Source organism: Halorussus halobius (assembly GCF_004765805.1).
Classification (GTDB): Archaea; Halobacteriota; Halobacteria; order Halobacteriales; family Haladaptataceae; genus Halorussus; species Halorussus halobius.
In genome coordinates, this window is record NZ_SBIU01000006.1 from 1 (window position 1) to 19210 (window position 19210).

The 19210-nt window shown below is 69.3% G+C and carries 18 protein-coding genes; 13 read left to right on the forward strand and 5 right to left on the reverse strand.

Features of this window, described 5'->3' with window-relative positions:
• Nucleotides 1–202 (forward strand): hypothetical protein (locus tag EPL03_RS20360; protein ID WP_210425023.1); only part of this gene is annotated, 202 nt, incomplete at its 5' end.
• A gap of 102 nt (nucleotides 203–304) precedes the next feature.
• Here EPL03_RS20360 and EPL03_RS16035 read toward each other — a convergent pair.
• Nucleotides 305–1078, reverse strand: coding sequence for a metal-dependent hydrolase (locus EPL03_RS16035; RefSeq protein ID WP_135830358.1), 774 nt, complete (start codon nucleotides 1076–1078; stop codon nucleotides 305–307).
• A gap of 105 nt (nucleotides 1079–1183) precedes the next feature.
• Here EPL03_RS16035 and EPL03_RS16040 point away from each other — a divergent pair, with 105 nt between their 5' ends.
• The 5 genes from EPL03_RS16040 to EPL03_RS16060 all read left to right on the forward strand — a co-directional run bounded on the left by EPL03_RS16040 (nucleotide 1184) and on the right by EPL03_RS16060 (nucleotide 6308).
• On the forward strand, nucleotides 1184–1897 hold the full coding sequence (locus tag EPL03_RS16040; protein WP_135830359.1) for a helix-turn-helix domain-containing protein: 714 nt from the start codon (nucleotides 1184–1186) through the stop codon (nucleotides 1895–1897).
• Nucleotides 1898–1967: 70 nt separating this feature from the next.
• Entirely contained in the window at nucleotides 1968–2210 is a 243-nt protein-coding gene (locus EPL03_RS16045) for a BolA/IbaG family iron-sulfur metabolism protein (RefSeq protein WP_135830360.1), read from the forward strand.
• A gap of 266 nt (nucleotides 2211–2476) precedes the next feature.
• Entirely contained in the window at nucleotides 2477–3853 is a 1377-nt protein-coding gene (locus EPL03_RS16050; RefSeq protein ID WP_135830361.1) for a sulfatase family protein, read from the forward strand.
• Between the two features lie 84 nt (nucleotides 3854–3937).
• Nucleotides 3938–5353 (forward strand): class II fumarate hydratase, encoded by a 1416-nt coding sequence (locus EPL03_RS16055; RefSeq protein WP_135830362.1) that lies wholly within the window; start codon nucleotides 3938–3940, stop codon nucleotides 5351–5353.
• A 544-nt stretch (nucleotides 5354–5897) separates the two neighbouring features.
• Nucleotides 5898–6308, forward strand: a complete 411-nt coding sequence (locus EPL03_RS16060) for a hypothetical protein (RefSeq protein WP_135830363.1) — start codon at nucleotides 5898–5900, stop codon at nucleotides 6306–6308.
• Nucleotides 6309–6351: 43 nt separating this feature from the next.
• Here the strand turns inward: EPL03_RS16060 and EPL03_RS16065 are convergent, their stop codons facing one another.
• Entirely contained in the window at nucleotides 6352–7161 is an 810-nt protein-coding gene (locus tag EPL03_RS16065) for a hypothetical protein (protein WP_135830364.1), read from the reverse strand.
• A gap of 121 nt (nucleotides 7162–7282) precedes the next feature.
• On the opposite strand from EPL03_RS16065, the gene EPL03_RS16070 reads away from it, so the two are divergent.
• The 6 genes from EPL03_RS16070 (at nucleotide 7283) to EPL03_RS16090 (ending at nucleotide 13679) form a co-directional block, all read left to right on the forward strand.
• Complete coding sequence (locus tag EPL03_RS16070; RefSeq protein ID WP_135830365.1) at nucleotides 7283–7747, forward strand: PH domain-containing protein; 465 nt, start codon at nucleotides 7283–7285, stop codon at nucleotides 7745–7747.
• Complete coding sequence (locus EPL03_RS16075) at nucleotides 7744–9318, forward strand: PH domain-containing protein (RefSeq protein ID WP_135830366.1); 1575 nt, start codon at nucleotides 7744–7746, stop codon at nucleotides 9316–9318. The genes EPL03_RS16070 and EPL03_RS16075 overlap by 4 nt, the downstream gene beginning before the upstream one ends.
• 36 nt (nucleotides 9319–9354) lie before the next feature.
• Nucleotides 9355–11232, forward strand: coding sequence for a Glu-tRNA(Gln) amidotransferase subunit GatE (gatE, locus tag EPL03_RS16080; protein ID WP_135830367.1), 1878 nt, complete (start codon nucleotides 9355–9357; stop codon nucleotides 11230–11232).
• A gap of 84 nt (nucleotides 11233–11316) precedes the next feature.
• Nucleotides 11317–11487 carry a hypothetical protein gene (locus EPL03_RS20165; RefSeq protein WP_168216289.1) on the forward strand — a complete coding sequence of 57 codons (171 nt, stop codon included), beginning with the start codon at nucleotides 11317–11319 and terminating at the stop codon, nucleotides 11485–11487.
• A 1-nt stretch (nucleotide 11488) separates the two neighbouring features.
• The gene (locus EPL03_RS16085) at nucleotides 11489–12394 is read left to right on the forward strand and encodes an ABC transporter ATP-binding protein (protein ID WP_135830368.1); all 906 of its coding nucleotides are present in this window, start codon (nucleotides 11489–11491) and stop codon (nucleotides 12392–12394) included.
• Nucleotides 12395–12455: 61 nt separating this feature from the next.
• Nucleotides 12456–13679: an ABC transporter substrate-binding protein gene (locus EPL03_RS16090; RefSeq protein ID WP_135830369.1), complete on the forward strand. Its 1224-nt coding sequence runs from the start codon at nucleotides 12456–12458 to the stop codon at nucleotides 13677–13679.
• A gap of 9 nt (nucleotides 13680–13688) precedes the next feature.
• On the opposite strand, the gene EPL03_RS16095 is transcribed toward EPL03_RS16090, so the two are convergent.
• Together EPL03_RS16095 and EPL03_RS16100 are read right to left on the reverse strand one after the other, a co-directional pair.
• Nucleotides 13689–15179, reverse strand: a complete 1491-nt coding sequence (locus EPL03_RS16095; RefSeq protein ID WP_135830370.1) for a globin-coupled sensor protein — start codon at nucleotides 15177–15179, stop codon at nucleotides 13689–13691.
• A gap of 83 nt (nucleotides 15180–15262) precedes the next feature.
• A complete protein-coding gene (locus tag EPL03_RS16100) occupies nucleotides 15263–16186 on the reverse strand; it encodes a phosphatase PAP2 family protein (RefSeq protein WP_135830371.1) in 924 nt (307 codons plus the stop codon).
• A gap of 311 nt (nucleotides 16187–16497) precedes the next feature.
• On the opposite strand from EPL03_RS16100, the gene EPL03_RS16105 reads away from it, so the two are divergent.
• Complete coding sequence (locus EPL03_RS16105; protein WP_135830372.1) at nucleotides 16498–17823, forward strand: hypothetical protein; 1326 nt, start codon at nucleotides 16498–16500, stop codon at nucleotides 17821–17823.
• Between the two features lie 25 nt (nucleotides 17824–17848).
• Here the strand turns inward: EPL03_RS16105 and paaK are convergent, their stop codons facing one another.
• The gene (gene paaK / locus EPL03_RS16110) at nucleotides 17849–19135 is read right to left on the reverse strand and encodes a phenylacetate--CoA ligase PaaK (RefSeq protein WP_135830373.1); all 1287 of its coding nucleotides are present in this window, start codon (nucleotides 19133–19135) and stop codon (nucleotides 17849–17851) included.
• Between the last annotated feature and the right edge of the window lie 75 nt (nucleotides 19136–19210).

Below are 19210 nucleotides of genomic sequence, written 5' to 3' on the forward strand. Positions count from 1 at the left end.
GAAAGAAGCCAACCAAGACGATACGGAAAGAAGCCAACCAAGACGATACGGAAAGAAGCCAACCAAGACGATACGGAAAGAAGCCAACCAAGACGATACGGAAAGAAGCCAACCAAGACGATACGGAAAGAAGCCAACCAAGACGATACGGAAAGAAGCCAACCAAGACGATACGGAGAAGCTAGCTACTGCCGAGGCCTAGGAGAACCCGCACAGCACTCCGCACCCGCAACAACATCTGAACGCACCCGCAACAACATCCCAAAATCGAAACAATACCACACGAAATCACGGTCCAGTACGCTCACTCGCTCCGGCGTTCCTCCCAGACCCGATAGCCGACCACGGCGTAGCCAGTCAGCGCCAGCAGCGCGCGCTCGCCCGTCATCGCGATGGGGAACACGCGCTCGACGTTCTCGGGTTCGTCGCCGCGCGCCGGGTCGACGCCCGTGCGGTAGTGGGTGTTCTCGGTCGTGGACGCGGGCTCGCCCGACTGGCCGCCGCCGGCTCCCGCGCCGGTTCCGCCCCCACCGCCAGCGCCGCCGTCGGGCACCACCGCGTCGACCAGCGCCTCGAAGTTCACGTTCACGATGGTCTGGACGAAGCCGTCGTGGGTCGAGTACAGCACTTCGCCCGAGAGGGTGTAAAAGCGGTCGTGGAGCGGGTAGAACAGGTTCGCGCCGTTGAAGAACGCGTCCGGGCCGATGCCCGCGAGGGTCACCGCGACGACGCTCACCCACGCGGTCCGAACGCCGCGAGCGCCCCACCGCGAGCGAATCCGGGAGCGCTCCCCGACGAGTGGGCCGAATCTCGACGCGCCACCGACCAGCGACTGCACCCGTGGGTGCGCGCGACCCCGGAGGTCCCACCACAGCATCGCGCCGACCAGCGCGGGCAGGACGAGCGTGTGGAACGCCGCCCGGTGCGCGCCGGGAATCCAGAAGCCGACGAGCACGTCGAGGTCCACGAACGCCGTGGCGGCCATCACCGCCAGCACCGCCTTCGCGTCGAAGCGGTCGGCCAGCAGCGCCGTCCCGACCAGTCCCGCGAGCGCGACGTGTACCACGGTCGAAGGCATCACGTGGTGTGGGAACCGATTCCACTATCAGTGTTCCGGTGGGTTCGGCGAACGTCGAACCCCGATTTCGATGCACTTTTCCGGCCGTCCCGCCCACTCGCCACCATGCCCGAGAGCACCGACCCCCGCGAGGAACTCGCCGAGCGCATCGCGGGCGAGATAACGCTCAGCGACGACCCCGGCGCGACCCTCCGGAAGTGGCGGACCGACTTCGGCGTCTCTCAGACCGACCTCGCGGACCACCTCGACGTCTCCTCGTCGGTCGTCAGCGACTACGAGTCGGGCCGGCGCGCGAGCCCGGGCATCGGCGTGGTCGCCCGCATCGTCTGGGGCCTGCTCGACATCGACGAGCGACGCGGCGGCGACCGCATCCGCCAGTACGCCCGGGTGCTGTCGGCCGGATTCGAGAGCGACATCGTCAACGACCTCCGGGAGTACCCCACCGCCGTCGGACTCGACCGGTTCTACGACGCCGTGGGCGCGACCGAACTCGCCGACGGCGACCACGACCACGTCACCGGCCACACGGTCATCGACAGCATCGAGGCCATCACCCGGCTCTCCAGCGAGGAGTTCTACCGGCTCTACGGCCAATCGACCTCGCGGGCGCTGGTGTTCACCAACGTCACGCGCGGGGAGTCGCCGCTGGTTGCGATGCGCGTGGTCACGCCGACGCCGAACGCGGTGGTCCTCCACGGCCTCGACCGCGAGGCGCTCTGGGAGCACGCCCCGAGGATGGCCCGCATCGACGGCTTCTCGCTGGCGGTCACCGACGACCCGCTCGACGACGTGCTGGCGGCGCTTCGGGCGCTGCCCTGACGGCGGGACGATAGCCGCCCGCCCCGCCGCGACTCGCACCTTTTTACGCTGCCCGCGCCTACCGACGCCCATGAACCCCGACGACGTGGAGCGACTCATCGAGCAGACCCTCGACGACGCCGAGGCGACCGTCACGCATCCGCGCGGCGCGGACGACGAGGACCACCTCGCTGCCACCGTGGTCGCCCCGGCGTTCGAGGACGTTCCCCTGGTCGAGCAACACGAACTGGTGTACGACGCGCTGGGCGACCACATGACCACCGACATCCACGCGCTCGAACTGGAGACGTACGCGCCGGGAGAGAACGAGTAGGAATCGGCGGCTCGTCGGTGCGGTCGCGGCTGCGGGTGCGGTCGCGGTTGCGGCTGCGGGTTCAGTTTTCACGGAGGCTCCTTGGGGGTTTCGACGATAGCCCTCGCTCGGCGTCGGGGTCCGACGACTTCGATTCGGGCCGCCCCGAACTGCGCTCCCCGTCCCGACCGCGGGGTACGGCTCGCCAGCAAGGCGACGTGCGGGAGGATTAGTAACCAAAGTGACGTGCGGGACGCTTAAGGACGATTCCGTCGTTCGCTGGGAGCATGACCGGACAGGGTTCGACCGCGTCCCGGGACCGTCCCAACCTCGTCCTCGTCCACTGCCACGACCTCGGGCAGTATCTGGGCTGTTACGGCTACGACGTGGACACGCCCAACCTCGACCGTTTCGCGGCCGACGGCGTGCGCTTCGAGAACTACTTCTGCACCGCGCCGCAGTGCTCGCCCAGTCGGTCGAGCATGATGACGGGGACGTATCCCCACGAGAACGGCGTCATGGGACTGGCACACATGGGCTGGGGGCTCGACGACGACCAATGGACCCTGCCCAAGCGCCTCGCCGACGCGGGCTACTCCACGCACCTGCTGGGCTTCCAGCACGAGGTGCCCGAGGACCGCCCCGAGCGACTCGGCTACGGGACGACAGACACCGAGACCAAGCGTGCGCTGGAGCTGGTCGACGTGGTCGAGGCGTTCCTCGCCGACCGCGAGGACGACGACCCGTTCTTCGTCTCGCTCGGCGTCGAGGAGCCCCACCGGCCGTTCCGCCGGGACTACGTCGACGACGCCGCGTACGACGACCCCGACCCCGAGGCGGTCGAGCCGCTGGCGTACCTGCCCGACAGACCCGAAATCCGCGAGGACGTCGCCGCGCTCCAGTCGCTGACCACGGAGACGCTCGACCGGGCGTTCGGACGGTTCCGCGAGAGCATCCGGGACGCGGGCATCGCCGACGAGACGCTGGTCGTGTTCACGACCGACCACGGGCTCGCGATGCCCCGCGCGAAGGGGACCTGCTACGACTCGGGCCTCGAGACCGCGCTCCTCGTCCACCAGCCGGGCGCGGTCGAGGGCGGTCGCGTCCGCGAGGAACTGCTCAGCAACGTGGACCTCGCGCCCACGCTGCTGGACCTGCTCGGCATCGACCCGCCGGACGGCGTCGCCGGACGGTCGTTCGCGCCGCTGGTCCGGGGCGACGCGGCGGACGGCGACGATGGAGGCGGCGACGCGACCGACGACGAGCGCAAGCACGTGTTCGCGGAGATGACCTGGCACGACAGGTACAACCCGATGCGAGCTATCCGGACGGACCGATACAAGTACGTCCGGAACTTCTCGGTGCTGCCCCGGGTGTTCGTCCCACTCGACGTGGTGCCGACGCCCGCCGGCCGGTCGGTCCACGAGGAGTTCTACGTCGAGGACTGCCCGGCGGAGGAACTGTACGACCTCGAAGCCGACCCGCACGAGCAACACAACCTCGCGTCCGACCGGACGTGCTACGAGCCCGCGTCGGCCGGGTCCGACCCGCATCCCGACCACGTCGACGCGCTCGACGACCTCCGGAGCCGACTCGAATCGTGGATGGAGTCGACCGACGACCCGCTGCTCGACGGTCCCGTGCCGTACCCGGACGTGGAGTGACGGGCGGCCGACGTCCCATCGTCCGAGTCGCGGCGGGCGCGTTCCGGAGGGTTTTACGCCCGGCCGCGACCAACGTCGGCACGTATGAGCGACGACGAGGACTATCGAGTCGAGCAGGACAGCCTCGGAGAGATGCAGGTCCCGACCGACGCCTACTGGGGCGCACAGACCCAGCGCGCGCTCGGGAACTTCCCCATCTCGGGCATCACGTTCGGGCGGCGCTTCGTGCGCGCGCTCGGCGTCGTCAAGAAGGCGGCCGCGAAGGCCAACCGCGACCTCGAACTGATTCCCGAGGAGAAGGCCGACGCCATCGTGGCGGCCGCCGACGAGGTCGTCGCGGGCGAGCACGACGACCAGTTCCCGGTCGACGTGTTCCAGACGGGGTCGGGCACCTCCTCGAACATGAACGCCAACGAGGTCATCGCCAACCGCGCGACCGAGATATACGGCGGCGAGGTCGGCACCCGCGAGGTACACCCCAACGACCACGTCAACTTCGGGCAGTCCAGCAACGACGTGATTCCCACCGCGATGCACGTCGCGGCCCTCGAAGCGGTCGAGAAGGACCTGCTGCCCGCGCTCGATACCCTCCGGGAGGCGCTCGACGCCAAGGCCGACGAATTCGACGGCGTGGTCAAGACCGGCCGCACCCACCTCCAGGACGCCACGCCGGTCCGGCTCGGACAGGAGTTCGGCGGCTACCGCACGCAGGTCGAGAAGGGGCTCGGGCGGGTCGACGACACCCGCGAGCGCCTTTCGGAGCTGGCTCTCGGGGGCACCGCCGTCGGGACGGGGCTGAACACCCATCCGGAGTTCCCCGAGAAGGCCGCCGCGTACATCTCCGAGGAGACGGGCGTCGACTTCCGCGAGGCCGACGACCACTTCGAGGCCCAGGCCGCCCACGACGCGATGAACGAGGCCCACGGCGCGCTCCGGACCGTCGCGGGCTCGCTCAACAAGGTCGCCAACGACCTCCGGCTGCTGGCCTCGGGGCCGCGAAACGGTCTGGGCGAACTCGAACAGCCCGAGAACCAGCCCGGTTCGTCCATCATGCCGGGCAAGATAAACCCGGTCGTCGCGGAGGCGGTCAATCAGGTCCACAAGCAGGTCGTGGGCAACGACGCGGCCGTGAACGCGGGCGCGGCCGAGGGCCAGATAGACCTCAACCTCTACAAACCGGTCATCGCGCACAACTTCCTCCAGTCGGCCGAACTCCTCGCCAACGCCTCGGAGGTGTTCGCCGAGAAGTTCGTCCGCAAACTCGAAGCCAACGAGGCCCACTGCGAGTCGCAGGTCGAACAGAGCATGGCGCTGGCGACCGCGCTCAACCCCCACATCGGCTACGACAAGGCCAGCGAGGCCGCCAAGACCGCGCTGAAGGAGGGCAAGACCGTGAAGGAGGTCGTCGTCGAGAAGGGTTACCTCAGCGAGGAGGAGGCCGAGGCGGTCGTCGACCCCGAGGCGATGACCCATCGCGGCATTCTGGGGAGCGACGACTGAGAACGCATAGGGGCGGTTTTCGCTCCGGAGCCCGGTTTCGTTTCGGGTGCCGAATTTGAGTTCCGCTATATATTCGATGCTCGTTGCTGTGGCGCGCGCGAGCAACGCGTGCGAGGGACGACCGAGCGGAGCGAGGGCGGAGGCTGGGGAGGGTGAGGCTGCGGTTTCTCATCGGTCGAGGCAGAAGCTAGCTTCGTGACACGGACTGCTCCGCTGGAAGACGAGTAGAAGCTAGCTTCTGCCGAGGCATAGGGGACGACCGCACCGCGACCGCACAGCATCGCGACCGCACAGCACTGCAACCGCACCGCGACCGCACAGCACGAGTCACGCCGCCCCAGCCGAGTGCGCTTCTCGCTTCGCTCCCGACGACCTCGCACGAGATGGCGCGACCACGTGCGGGTCGCGCCAGCGCGCGCCGGGATGGAGAGAACGGCTAGCGCACGCCGAGATGGAGAGAACGGCCAGTCCACGCCGGCCGACGGCCCGGAGAGGCCACTCGCCCGCCACGCGTTTCACCGATGGTATCGTATCACGGACAGGGATGACCACCTCAAACGCCACAGTCGACGTGACCAAGGGCGAGGCCCGGGTCGTCGTCGCCGCGCTCGCCGACGAGGAACTGACCGCGACCGGCGAGCGCGCGACCCGGATTCAGGACGTGCAGGACCGGCTCGCGGCCGCGTTCGAGTTCGACCAGTACGGGAGCGACCGCGCGGAGTCGGCCGGCGACGACTCGGGCTGGGTCACCGAGGGGTGGCTCGACGACGTCGTCTTCGACGTCGACGACACCGGGGACGTCGAACTGTCGCGCGAGGAAGCCGACGCGGTGACCGACGCGCTCGCGGCCTTCGAACTCGACGAGACCGGCGAGAACGCCGACGTCGCCGAGAGCGTCCGCGACAGGATACTCTCGGCGTTCGACGGCGACCTCGTCGGCGCGGGCGAGAGCTGAGTCGTCGGTCGCGGGCCCCCGACCGACGCGGTGGGCCGCGCCGTCAGCGGTTCCGACTGCCTTCGAGGTAGAGGTGCGCGAGCGCGAGCCCGAAGAACGGGAAGACGAACCCGCCGGTAATCGAACTGACCAGCGTCGACGCCACGTCGTACTCGCCGCCGAACAGCCCGGACGCCGCGGTCGAGGCGACCCCGGCGACCGCGTACACGACGCCGACCGCGAACACCTTGCGGACGATGCCGGTCGCCGCCGCCCACCCCGAGCGCACGCTGGCGACCGGACCGGCCGCGTCGACGACGCAGGCGGGAAACGAGAGCAACAGCCGGTAGAAGGCGTAGACTGCGAACAGCGCGGCGAGCGCGCCCACGGCGAGTGCGGCCAGCGACGACCCCTCGACGAGATACGCGGGGGACAGCCCCGCGCCGACCGCGACCACGAACGCGACGCCAGTGGCGGCCAGCGCGGGCAGCCTGCGGACGGCCGAGCCGAGCCGGTCGGCCAGCCGTCGCGAGCGGCCGGCGACCGCGTCGGCCGCGCTCAGGTAGACCACGCCCGCGACGACGGCCACCGCCAGCAACTGGACGAGGTAGGCGGGCCACGTCCAGACCGCGACGTCGAGGTCGGCCGACGGCGACGGGCGCGTGATTCCCAACGCGGCCGCGATCGACGGGAGGTTGGCGGCGACCCCGAGCGCGACCAGCTCCGGACGGTCGCGCAGCGTCACCCACGACCACCGGAGCGTGTCCGCGACGTCGAGCCGCCGGACGTGGACCCGCGAGTCCGACCCCTCCTCGGCGGCCGACGCGGTCCCGGCGGTCGACTCGCTCGCGTCGCGGTCGGATTCGGCGCGCATGCGAGGGATTTCACGAACGGCCGATATAAATTTCCGGGAGACGGCGCGCCGTTCCCGTGGAGGGGCTCCGGGGCCGTCCCGGGACGGGGAACTTATCGGCCGGGAGGTACATCGTTGCCCCATGGAGACGTTGAACCCCCGGGTGCGGCTCGTCTGGGCGGTCGGTGCGGTCGTGACCGCGACCGCCCTGGGCGCGGTCGCCGCGGCGGTCGACCGATTCGTGTTCGCGGTGGGCGTGCCGCTCGTGGTGGCCGTGGCGGGGCTGGCGCTCGTGGCCGGCGTCGTCCACGCCACACTCAGGTACCGCATCTGGCGGTTCGCGGTGCGCGAGGACGACCTCTACCTCGAACGCGGCGTCGTAACACGGGTCAACACCGTGGTCCCGTTCGTCCGGGTCCAGCACGTCGACACCCAGCGCGGGCCGGTCGAGCGCACGCTCGGGCTGGCCAGCGTCGTGGTCTACACCGCCGGGTCGCGCGGTGCCGACGTGACCGTCCCCGGGCTCACGCCCGAGCGCGCCGACGAACTGCAGGAGCGGCTCCGGCGGCTCGCCATCGAGAGCGAGCGCGAGTCCGACGCGGTATGAAACTCCACCCGCTGTCGATTCCGTATCGCGGGCTCTCCCGGGGCGCGAGCGTCGGGTTCATGCTGTACTTCGCGAGCCAGTCGCTGTCGGGGACCGACCTTCTCCCGGCTCCGCTCGACCAGCCGCTGCTGGTCGCGCTCGCGGGCGTCGCGGTCGTCACCCTCTGGCAGGTCGCGTACTTCCGGCGGTTCGAGTACGAACTCACCGACGACGGTCTCGACGTCGCGTCGGGCGTCCTCTCCCGGCGAAACCGCGAGATTCCGCTCGGGCGCATCCAGAACGTCGACATCTCGCGGAACGTCGTCCAGCGCGCGCTCGGCGTCGCGGCCGTCGACGTCGAGACCGCCGGCGGCGGCACGACCGAGGCTAGTCTTCGGTACGTCGACTACGACGAGGCCAAGCGGCTCCAGCGCGAGATACAGCACCGCAAGCGCCGCGTGAATGGGTCTGCGGACGCCGACCGGGAGCGCGCGGACGACGGGCTCGACCGTGAGGGTTCGGGGAGCGAGTTCGGCCGAGCGGACGACCGCGGGGAGGAGCTGTTCGCGCTCGACCTCGACGAGTTGGTCCTGCTGAGCGTGCTGTCGTTCGACCTCAGATACCTCTCGTTGCTGGCGTTCGGGCCGGCGGCGTTCCCCGTCGTCCCGGGGTTCGCCGAGGTCGCGTTCGTCGGCGGGCTCGTGCTGGTGACCGTCCTGCTGGCCGGCCTCTGGGCGGTCAGCGCCGCCGTCACCTTCGGGCGCTACTACGGCTTCCGGCTGAGTCGGGTCGGCGAGGAACTCCGGTACGAGCGCGGCCTGCTCCAGCGTTACGACGGCTCCATCCCGCTGGAGAAGGTCCAGACGATTACGCTCCGGGAGAACGCCTTGATGCGCCGGGTGGGCTACGCCACCCTCGCCGTCGAGACGGCGGGGTACGCGCCGGGTCAGACGCCCTCGGGCGGGTCGGAGGCGGCGGTCCCGCTGGCGACCCGCGAGCGCGTGGTCCAACTCGCGAACGAACTGGAGCCGTTCGACGAGCCGGCGTTCGAGCGACCGCCCGTGCGCGCACGGACCCGGTACGCCATCAGGTACGCGCTCGGGCTGGCGGTTCTCTCGGGACTCCTGTTCGGGTCCCGCGCCCTGTTCGGCGTGCCCGGCTCGCAGTGGCTCGCGCTCGCGCCCCTCGCGTTCGTCGTGCTCGCGCCCCTCGCGGCCCGTCTCAAGTGGCAAAATCGGGGCTACGCGGTCGGCGAGGACCACGTCCTCACGCGAAACGGCTTCTGGACCCGGACGACCAAGGTGGTGCCGTACTACCGGGTCCAGACCGTCATCGAGAGCCGGACGCTCTTCCAGCGACGCCGACGCTGGCGGCTCGCGAGCGTGGTCATCGACACCGCGAGTTCGGCGGGTGGTGCGGCGCTGGCGGCCGATTTGGGCCGGGAAGACGCCGCGACGTTGCGCGAGTTGCTGGGCGAGAAACTGCAGGAGAGCCTGACCGAGCCCCGAAGCGGGTCGGCATCGGGCTCCGATTTCGATTCCGATTCCGATTCCGGCCCGTCCGGGTCGCCGGGGAGCGCTCGCCGAGACTAAACGGTTTTTTACCCCTCGCGGTCCGAGTGGCCGGTAATGACCGACTACGACCACGACTACGAGGACCTCGGCCTCGTCGCGGGTCTGGAGATACACCAGCAACTCGACACCGAGACCAAGCTGTTCTGCGAGTGTCCCACCGACCTCCGCGAACCGGAGGACGCCGAGCGCACGTTCACGCGCTACCTCCACCCGACCAAGAGCGAACTGGGCGAGCTAGACGACGCCGCCGTCGAGGAGAGCCGGGTCGACCGCGAGTTCGAGTATCTGGCGTACGACACCACCTGTCTGGTCGAGGAGGACGACGAGCCGCCCCACCGACTCGACGCGGAGGCCCAGGAGGTCGTGCTCGAAATCGCCCAACTGCTCGACATGGAGGCGGTCGACCAGGCCCACGTCATGCGCAAGATAGTGGTCGACGGCTCGAACACCTCCGGGTTCCAGCGCTCGACCCTGATGGCGACCGACGGCGAGATTTCCACCAGCGAGGGCCCCGTGGGAGTCGAGGACCTGCTGCTCGAAGAGGAGAGCGCCCAGCGCGTCGAAGAGACCGACGACGGAGTGCGCTACTCGCTCGACAGGCTGGGCATCCCCCTCGTGGAGATCGGCACCAGCCCCGACATCCGCTCGCCCGAGCAGGCCCGCGAGGCCGCCGAGCAGATCGGCATGTTGCTGCGCTCGACCGGGAAGGTCAAGCGCGGGCTGGGCACCATCCGGCAGGACCTCAACGTCTCCATCGCGGAGGGCGCGCGCGTCGAGATGAAGGGCGTCCAGAGCTTGGAGGACATCGACGACCTCGTGCGCAACGAGGTCCACCGGCAGGTCCGACTGCTCGAACTCCGCGACGAACTCCGGGAGCGCGACGCCGAGGTGGGCGACCCCGTGGACGTGACCGACACCTTCGAGGGCACCGAATCGGGCGTCATCGGCGGCGCGCTCGATTCGGGCGGCAAGGTCACCGCGGTCCCGCTCTACGGCTTCGACGGCCTCGTGGGGGCCGAAATCCAGCCCGACCGCCGGCTCGGCACCGAACTCTCGGACCACGCCAAGCGCCACGGCGCGGGCGGCATCTTCCACACCGACGAACTCCCGGCCTACGGCGTGACCGAGGCCGAAGTCGAGGCGCTGCGTGAGGCGGTGGGCGCGGGCCAGGCGGACGCGGTCGCCATCGTCGCGGCCGACCCCGAGACCGCCGACCTCGCGGTCGAGGCCGCCGCCGAGCGCGCCGAGACCGCGCTGGAAGGCGTGCCCGAGGAGACCCGGGGCGCGAACGAGGACGGCACCACCCGGTACCTGCGACCCCTGCCCGGCGCGGCCCGGATGTACCCCGAGACCGACGTGCCGCCGGTCGACCCCGACCCCAGCGAGGTCGAGACGCCCGAACTCCTGACCGAGAAGGTCGACCGCTATCAGGACGAGTACGGCCTCGACGCGGGGCTGGCCGAACAGGTCGCGTACGGCGAGCGCATGCCAGTCTTCGAGGAGGCGGTCGAGGAACTCGGCGTCGACGCCACGCTCGCGGCCGGCACCGTCGAGAGCACCGTCACCGAACTCCGGCGCGACGGCGTGCCGGTCGAGAACCTGACCGACCGTCACGTCCTCGAAACCCTCGAACTGGTCGCCGAGGGCGAGACGGCCAAGGGCAACGTGGGCGCGGTCCTGACCGCGCTCGCGGAGACCCCCGACTGCACCGCCGCCGAGGCCGTCGAGCGGGAGGGCCTCGGCAGCGCGGACGACGAGGCGGTCCGCGAGGCCGTCGTCGAGGTCGTCGAGCGCAACGCCGAGCAGGTCGCCGAAGAGGGGATGGGCGCGTTCTCCGGGCTGATGGGCGAGTGTATGGGCGCGCTCGGCGGCACGGCCGACGGCGACCTCGTGAGCGAGATTCTCCGCGAGGAGATACAGCAACGCGGCTGAACCCCGGCGACGCGTCGCTCGGGCGGGGTCGGTCGCGCCACATCGCAACCTCTAAATGGTGTTTAGGCCTACCTAAATCAAGTGATGGAGAGCGACGTCCGCGTGGAGGGCGAGGCGGCAGGTGCGTGGTACGAGCGCGTGGACCGGTCGCTCGCCTCGATGGTGCTGGGGAACGTCGCCGTCGCCGTCGTCGTCGCCGGCGGTCCGTCCTTCCGCTACGTGATGCGCAAGCAACAGGACATGGGAGAGATGTGAGATGATAGGTAACGACTCGAAACGGGCCGAATCGTCGAGCGACGCGGAATCGACTCGCGCGGAGACCGGGGACGTCGAGCGGAGCGACGGCGGGTCCGCAGGGGACGACGCCGGCGTCGACAGCGCCGTGCTGGCCGAGGACCTGTCGCTGTCGTACGCGACCGACGACGAACCGGTCGTCGAGTGCGACCGCATCAACGTTCCCGAGGGCGAGATAACCGGGCTGGTCGGGCCGAACGGCAGCGGGAAGTCGACGCTGCTGAAGGCGCTCTCGGACCACCTCGCGCCCGACCGGGGCACGGTGTACCTCCACGGCCGGGCGGTCCAGTCGTACGACCAGCGGGAGCTGGCCCGCGAACTCGGCCACCTCTCCCAGGAGAACGAGTCGCCCGGGAGCATCACCGTCGAGGAGCTGGTCTACCACGGGCGGTACCCACATCGGGGGTTCTTCGAGGCGGTCGACGACGACGACCGCGAGGCGGTCGAGCGCGCGCTCGAACTCGCCGGCGTCGAGGAGCTCCGCGAGGATGACGTCGCCAACCTGAGCGGCGGCCAGAAGCAACTCGCGTGGATCGCGATGGTGTTGGCCCAGGACACCGAGGTCCTGTTGCTCGACGAGCCCACGACGTTCCTCGACCTCCACCATCAGCTGGGCGTCCTCGAGACCGTCCGGCGGCTCAACCGCGAGAAGGGCGTGACCGTCGCGGTCGTCCTCCACGACATCTCGCAGGCCGCCCGGTTCGCCGACTACCTCGTCGCGCTCGACGACGGCGAGATATACGACTGGGGCCCCTCCGAGGAGGTCGTCTCCGAGCAACTGCTCGCGGACGTGTTCGAAGTCGACGCGGCGGTGTCGTACGAGCCCGACCTCCAGATACTCCCGAAGCGAGCCATCCGCGACACCTGAATCCTTCTTTAGGCCATCCTAAACCGAAGCGCTTAACCTGTTTTAGGTGGGCCTAAAACACATGGACGGAGACGACTCCACCGACGCGACCCGACGGCAGTATCTGGCACTCGGCGGCGCGCTCGCCGCGTCCGGCGTTCTGGCCGGCTGTACCGGCGATTCGACGACCGGCGACGCCACCACGACGGCGGGCGAGACGACGACCGACGCGACGACCACCGACTCGACCACCGCCGACGACCCGGCCGCCGAGACGACCACCGAGGACGAGGAGACGACGACCGCTGCCGGGGAGACGTACTCGGCGACGATGGAGCCGGTCGGCGAGGTGACCCTCGACGGCCTGCCCGAGACGTGGGTGGCCAACAACGGGAGCTGGGCCGACATGGGCGTCGCGCTCGGGGTCGACCCGCCGGCAGCGCTCTGGCTCAGTGGCCGGTATCACACCCAGTACTACGACGAAATCGACGGCGTCTCGGTCGACACGAGCGACATGGTCGACCTCTATCAGGACGGCGTCAGCAAGGAGCTGTTCTACGAACTCGACGCCGACGTCCACGTCCTCGACCCGAACTTCCTGATGAACCGCTACAACGGCTGGGCCGAGGACGACGTCGACGACATCGCGACCGAAGTGGGGCCGTTCTTCGGCAACAGCATCTTCTCGCGGGGCTACGCGTGGCACGAGGACTACACCTACTACACGCTCTACGAGGCGTTCGAGAAGCTCGCCCAGCTGTTCGGCCGCACCGACCGCTACGAGGCGATGGCCGAGGTCCACGACCAGTTCCAGTCGTCGCTGTCGGGCGTCGTCCCGTCGGAGGGCGACCGTCCCACGGTGGCCATCATCTGGGCGGGCGGCGACGAGCCCGAGACGTTCCTCCCCTACCTCGTCAGCGAGGGCACGAGCTTCAAGCAGTGGCGGGACCTCGGCGTCCGCGACGCGCTCGCCGAGACCGACGTACAGGACTTCCACAGCGGTCGCGGCGAAATCGACTACGAGACGCTCCTGAAGGTCGACCCCGACGTGCTGGCGATCCGCGGCCAGGAGGCCAAGACGGCCGAGGAGTTCGAGAACACCGTGGTCCAGTTCATGGAGGACCACGACGTCGCGCGCTCGCTGACCGCCGTCGAGAACGGCGACGTGTATCGGGGCGGCCCGCTGTATCAGGGCCCGATCACGAACCTCGTCATCACCGAGCGCACCGCGCGACAGCTCTACGACGTCGAGGCGGAACTGTTCGACCGGGACCGGGTCGCCGACATCGCGAACGGCGACCTCTGAGCGAGCCGGTCAGTCCGCTTCGAGTCGCTCGACCGACAGCCCGATTTTCTCGATTCGGTCGACCTGCTCGTCGGTCGCCTCCGCGACGGTCGAGGCCTCCTCCGCAACGTCGGTCGAGTGGCGCGACACGCCCTCTATCATCGCGGAAATCTGCTCGGCCGCGACCGCCTGCTCGTCGGTCGTCTCGGCCACCTCCTCGATGCCCTGTACGGTCTCGGTGACCGCCGTGACGATGTCCCGTAAGGTCTCCATCGAGGACTCGACGTTCTCGACCCCCTCGCCGACGTGGCGCTCGGTCCGTTCGAGGCTCTCGACGGTGTCGTCGGTGTTGGCCTGTATCTCGCCGACCATCTCCTCTATCTCGCCGGCCTGGGTCTTGGCCTGCTCGGCGAGGCTCTTGACCTCCTCGGCGACCACCGCGAACCCGTCGCCGGCCTCGCCCGCGCGGGCGGCCTCGATGGAGGCGTTGAGCGCGAGCAGGTTGGTCTGGTCGGCGATGTCGTTTATCACGTCCACCACCTCGTCTATCTCGGTCACCGTCTCCTGGAGGTCGCCCATGTCGTCGGTCACGTCCTGTCGCGCCGCGTCGATGTCGGTCATGGCGTCCATGGCGTCGCTGGCGGTGTCCTGGCCGTCCTCGGCCAGTCGCTTGGCCCGTCGACTGGTCTGTTCGACCTCCTCGGCGCTGGCGGCCACCTCCTCGACGGTGGCGCTCAGGGTCTCTATCTCGCCGGCTATCTCGTCGACGTCCTCGGCCTGTTCGTCGATGGAACGGTGTATCTCGTCGGCGCTCCGGGCGACGTTCTCGGCCGCGACCGAGAGGTCGCCCAGCGAGTCGGTCACGTCCTCGGAGATGGCCTCCTCTATCTGCTCCATCTCCTCGTTGGCCTCGCGGACCTGCTCGTGGTACGAGTGGATGTAGGTGTCGCTCACCACCTGCATGTCGAGGTTCACGATTCGGAACAGCGACAGAACCTCCTCGATGCCCTCCGAGAACTCCTCGCGGACGACCTCGGCGGCCTCGTCGTCGACCCGCTCGACCGTGCGCTCGACGACGCGCTCGCCGATCTTCGGGACGAGGAAGTTGAAGTAGAGCGCGTACGCCCCGAGGTAGTGTTTCATCGGCATGTCGAGCATGTCGTGGACCTTGCCGATGCGCGCCCGGTCGGCGAAGTAGTCCCGGCCGTACTCGCCGTCGGCCAGCGACACCAGATACGCCGCCTGCGTGCGCTTGAGCTGGTCGACGGTCCGGGTCGAGCGGTCGAGAACGTCGGTCGTCTGCTCGTAGTCGGTCAGGTGGTCGTAGAACTCCTCGACCGCGTCGTCGGCGACCGACTCGAACAGGCCGCTCATGCCCGCGAGCCGTTCGGCGTCGGCGTCGTCGAAGCCCGTGAACTCCTTTCGCCACGCGACCTCCTCGTCGTCGACGTCGAGGTCCGCGAGTAGAGAGTCGCCGTCGATACGCCCTGCTAACCGGTCGTCGGAGCTTGCAGATGCCATGACCCCACCACTGAATCGGGCCTACTTATTCGTTCGGCGCGTTATCAGGCATGAAAAACGGCAGCCTGCGCGGGGTCGAACGCTCACACGGGCGCGTACCGTCTGAGGGCCGAGACGAGTTCGCGCGAGGCCACCGACCACCGCGGGTCGCTCACGCGCCGGGAGAGCCGGTAGGCGACCCACACCAACACCACCCCGAACGCGAGGTCGGTGACCCAGTGGACGCCCAGATACAGCGTCGAGACGACGATGGCGACCGCCAGCGCCCCGGCGGTGTAGGCGTATCGAGCGCCGGCCTTGCGGGCGTAGACGGCCGCCAGCACCGACAGCCCGGCGTGGAGGCTGGGGAACGCCTTCACCAGCGTATCGGTCGAGAAGATGCCGTACTGGATGGCCGGACTGAGCTCGTACATCAGCGGGTCGACCGTCGAGAGGTACAGCGACGACACCTTCACCGGGAACAGCAGGAAGAACGGCACCGCCGAGACCACGACGACGACGTACGCCAGCGCGTAGCGGTGGGCCTCCTCCTCGTCGTGGGCCTTGAGCTTGAAGTACGTGAACAGCACGACGAACGGGAAGCCGACGAGGTAGACGCCGGTGGCCAGGACCGTCAGCGGGACGGTAGTGACCGACTGGAACGCCACGACGGTCGCGCCCTCGACGGCGTAGATGACCCCCGTGAACGTCCGGGGCGCGTGGAAGTGCAGCGCCAGCGTGTTCACGAGTTCGGTCACGACCCACGCCACGCCGAGGTACTTCCAGTCGGTCCGCAAAAACTCCCGGAGGAGGTCGCGGAGCCGCAGGTCCGGGATGAACAGTCGCTTGCCCACCAGCATGGCGGCGACGCTCGGAACTGCGACGAGGAGGGTGAACTGCAGGCCGAGCGGGAGCGACTCGAACCGTGCGAGCAGGGCGGCGACCGCCTCGAATCCGGGCACCGACGCGAATTCGGGGGCCGCCCCGAACCGGGCGGGAGCCGCTCCGAACACGGGGGACGGGACCATGGTCGCCGGCGGCTAGCCCCCGCTCGCGCCGGCGCGTTGGCTCCCGACCGCTCGCCGCCGGTGTGGCGGCGTCGGGGCGTCCGCCGCCCCGGACGCCGCTCGGTCGGTCGGCTCCCGCCGATTCCGTCCGACTCCGCTCGGCCGACTCCGTCTGTACAGTCTCACGGGGGTCTCCTCGGATGGTATCGCGGCCGAGGAACAAAACGGTTCGGGCGGGTCTGTCGGTCGGTTCGGCGGGCGAGCACCGACGGACTGCCCCGGAAGTAGTTTAATTCCCCTACGTTTTTGAACCCCGGACGTCATCCACCGGTATGAAGCGCCGCCCGTTCCTCCTCGCCGCCAGCGCCGTGGCGACGGCCGGCTGCCTCGGAACGTCCGGCTCCCCCATGGACGCGGCGTCTTCGGCCCCGACGACGGACGCCGACCGCTCGCCCTCGAACCGGGCGACGACCGAACCGACCGCGAGCGACGCTCACTCGACGAGAGTCGAGCGCGTCGAGACGTACGACTACGCCGTCCGGATGAACGACCTCGGCGACGACCCCGGCGGCGCGCTCACCGCGTTCGCGGACCTCGACGACCGCGAGCGACGGGTCGTCGAGCGCGCACTCGACGGGGGATACGAGACCGACGACCCGCCGGCCTGGCTGGCGTCGTTCCTCGCCGGAACCGAAGTCGTCGAGCGGGCCGACGCGTACTATCGGCTCGACCACGACCTCCCGACGACGACGATCACCGCCGAGACCGTCGACGGGTCCGCGGTCGACGGCTCGGTCGCCGACTACGAGGCCTACGAGGCCGCCGTCACTCACGACGGTCGGGTGATGTCCGGCCTGCTCCGAATCGCGCGCGACGGCGGCGCGGAGTTCACGCACGTCTGGCCGAGCTTGCGGGAGTTCCTCGACTCGTACAGCGCGGTCGACTACCGCGGCGACGTGGTGTCCGTGTCCGTCGACGTCGAGGACGACGGGCCGCCGTACGCGGTCACCGCGAGCGAGACGTCGGTCCCGGACGTCGTTCCCGCCGACGTGTGGGACGTCTCGCACGCCAGCGAGGAGACTCGCGCGCTGGTCCGGCGGGCGGGCGCGTACGAGGGCGCGTACGGCTTCGACGACGCGCCCGACGGGTTCGTGGACGCGCTCGACGCCCACCGGTACGCCTTCCTCGACGGCACGTTCTACACGACCCACGTCGAGAAGCGCGTGCCGGCCCCGGTCGCGCTCACGGCCGAGTTCGTCGACGGCGAGCTGGAACTCGAACTCCGGAACGACGCCGACCGCGAACTCACCGTCGAGACGGGCGCGCCCCCGCCGTTCGGCGTCCTGTCGTTCCGGCCGGTCGAGGGTTCGGAACGCGACGACTCGGACGGTGACGACGGCCGACGCACGCTCTGGACCGACGCCTACGAGGAAAGCGACCACGTCCACACCGAGGGCGGCGAGGTGAAGTCGGTCAACAGCATCGGACTCGCGGTCACGCTCGCACCCGGCGAGACGACGGGCGAGCGCTACGAGGTGTCGACCGGCGACCTGCCGAGCGGGGAGTACGTCGTCGACCTCTCGCTCGGGGTCGAGTCCGGAAAAGAAGGCGACGACGCAAACGCGACCGCCCGATACCGCGTGGTCTTCTCGGTCTGACGACGCGGACACGTGCGGGTCGGTCCTACCGGTGGTCGAACACGCGCTGGACCTTCCCGACCTCGGTGCGCTCTATCTCGCCGGGTTCGACCACCTCGACGTCGTCGGGCGTGACCTCCAGCACGTCCCGCAGTTCCGACTCGATGCGGTCGCGGAGTTCGTCGGGCGTCCCCTTGAACTCCTCGTGGTGCTCGACCGTTATCTCCATGGTGTCGAGGTTGTCCTCGCGGTAGAGGTCGAGCCGGTAGTGGGGTGCCACGTCGCCCAGGTCGAGCATCACCTCCTCTATCTGGCTCGGGTAGACGTTCACCCCGCGAACGATGAGCAGGTCGTCGGTCCGGCCGGTCACGTTGTCCATCCGGACGACGGTTCGGCCACACTCACACTCCTCGTAGTTCAGCGAGGTGATGTCGCCCGTGCGGTAGCGCAGGACCGGCAGCGCGTCCTTCGTGAGCGACGTGAGGACGAGTTCGCCCTCCTCGCCCGCGGGCAGGGGTTCGCCGGTATCGGGGTCGACGACCTCGGGGTAGAAGTGGTCCTCCCAGACGTGAAGCCCGTTCTGGGCCTCCTCGCACTCGATGGAGACGCCGGGCCCGATTATCTCCGAGAGGCCGTACACGTCGAGCGCGGTCACGCCGAGCGCGCGCTCTATCTCCTCGCGCATCGGGTCGGTGAACGGCTCGGCCCCGATGATGACGCGGGACAGCGGGAGGTCGCGCACGTCCATCATCCGGTCTTCGGCCGCCTCCGCGAGATACAGGCAGTACGAGGGCGTACACGACAGCGCGTCGCTGTCGAGGTCCCGAAGCATGTCGAGCTGGCGCGCGGTGTTGCCCCCACCGGTCGGGATGACCGTCGCGCCCAGCTCCTCGATGCCGTCGTGGAAGCCCAGCCCGCCGGTGAACAGTCCGTAGCCGTAGGCGTTCTGGACGGTCTCGCCGGGCCGGATGCCAGCCGCGTACAGCGACCGGGCCATCACTTCCTTCCAGACGCCCAGGTCGTCCTCGGTGTAGGCGACGATTTTCGGCTTCCCGGTGGTGCCCGACGAGGCGTGGATGCGCCGGACGTCCTCGTGGTCGACCGCGAACAGGCCGTCCGGGTACTCGTCCCTGAAGTCCTCCTTGGTGGTGAACGGAAGTGACGAGATGTCCTCGACGCTCTCGACGTCCTCGGGCGAGACGCCCGCCTCGTCGAGCGCCTCGCGGTAGAACGGGACGTTCTCGTAGGCGTACTCGACCGTCTCGGCGAGTCGCTCGTCCTGTAGCTCCCGGAGCTCGTCACGCGTGGCCGTCTCGATGTCGCTGTAGGCCATGTCAGAGAGTAGTTCGCAAGAGCGGGGTAAAGTCCTTTGGTCGTCGGAGCCCGGCCCGTCCCGGAACGCCGCCGC

Coding starts and splice junctions, on each gene's coding strand:
- EPL03_RS16035 (WP_135830358.1), bottom strand. CDS start 1,078: ATGCCTTCGACCGTGGTACACGTCGCGCTCGCGGGACTGGTCGGGACG.
- EPL03_RS16040 (WP_135830359.1), top strand. CDS start 1,184: ATGCCCGAGAGCACCGACCCCCGCGAGGAACTCGCCGAGCGCATCGCG.
- EPL03_RS16045 (WP_135830360.1), top strand. CDS start 1,968: ATGAACCCCGACGACGTGGAGCGACTCATCGAGCAGACCCTCGACGAC.
- EPL03_RS16050 (WP_135830361.1), top strand. CDS start 2,477: ATGACCGGACAGGGTTCGACCGCGTCCCGGGACCGTCCCAACCTCGTC.
- EPL03_RS16055 (WP_135830362.1), top strand. CDS start 3,938: ATGAGCGACGACGAGGACTATCGAGTCGAGCAGGACAGCCTCGGAGAG.
- EPL03_RS16060 (WP_135830363.1), top strand. CDS start 5,898: ATGACCACCTCAAACGCCACAGTCGACGTGACCAAGGGCGAGGCCCGG.
- EPL03_RS16065 (WP_135830364.1), bottom strand. CDS start 7,161: ATGCGCGCCGAATCCGACCGCGACGCGAGCGAGTCGACCGCCGGGACC.
- EPL03_RS16070 (WP_135830365.1), top strand. CDS start 7,283: ATGGAGACGTTGAACCCCCGGGTGCGGCTCGTCTGGGCGGTCGGTGCG.
- EPL03_RS16075 (WP_135830366.1), top strand. CDS start 7,744: ATGAAACTCCACCCGCTGTCGATTCCGTATCGCGGGCTCTCCCGGGGC.
- gatE (WP_135830367.1), top strand. CDS start 9,355: ATGACCGACTACGACCACGACTACGAGGACCTCGGCCTCGTCGCGGGT.
- EPL03_RS20165 (WP_168216289.1), top strand. CDS start 11,317: ATGGAGAGCGACGTCCGCGTGGAGGGCGAGGCGGCAGGTGCGTGGTAC.
- EPL03_RS16085 (WP_135830368.1), top strand. CDS start 11,489: ATGATAGGTAACGACTCGAAACGGGCCGAATCGTCGAGCGACGCGGAA.
- EPL03_RS16090 (WP_135830369.1), top strand. CDS start 12,456: ATGGACGGAGACGACTCCACCGACGCGACCCGACGGCAGTATCTGGCA.
- EPL03_RS16095 (WP_135830370.1), bottom strand. CDS start 15,179: ATGGCATCTGCAAGCTCCGACGACCGGTTAGCAGGGCGTATCGACGGC.
- EPL03_RS16100 (WP_135830371.1), bottom strand. CDS start 16,186: ATGGTCCCGTCCCCCGTGTTCGGAGCGGCTCCCGCCCGGTTCGGGGCG.
- EPL03_RS16105 (WP_135830372.1), top strand. CDS start 16,498: ATGAAGCGCCGCCCGTTCCTCCTCGCCGCCAGCGCCGTGGCGACGGCC.
- paaK (WP_135830373.1), bottom strand. CDS start 19,135: ATGGCCTACAGCGACATCGAGACGGCCACGCGTGACGAGCTCCGGGAG.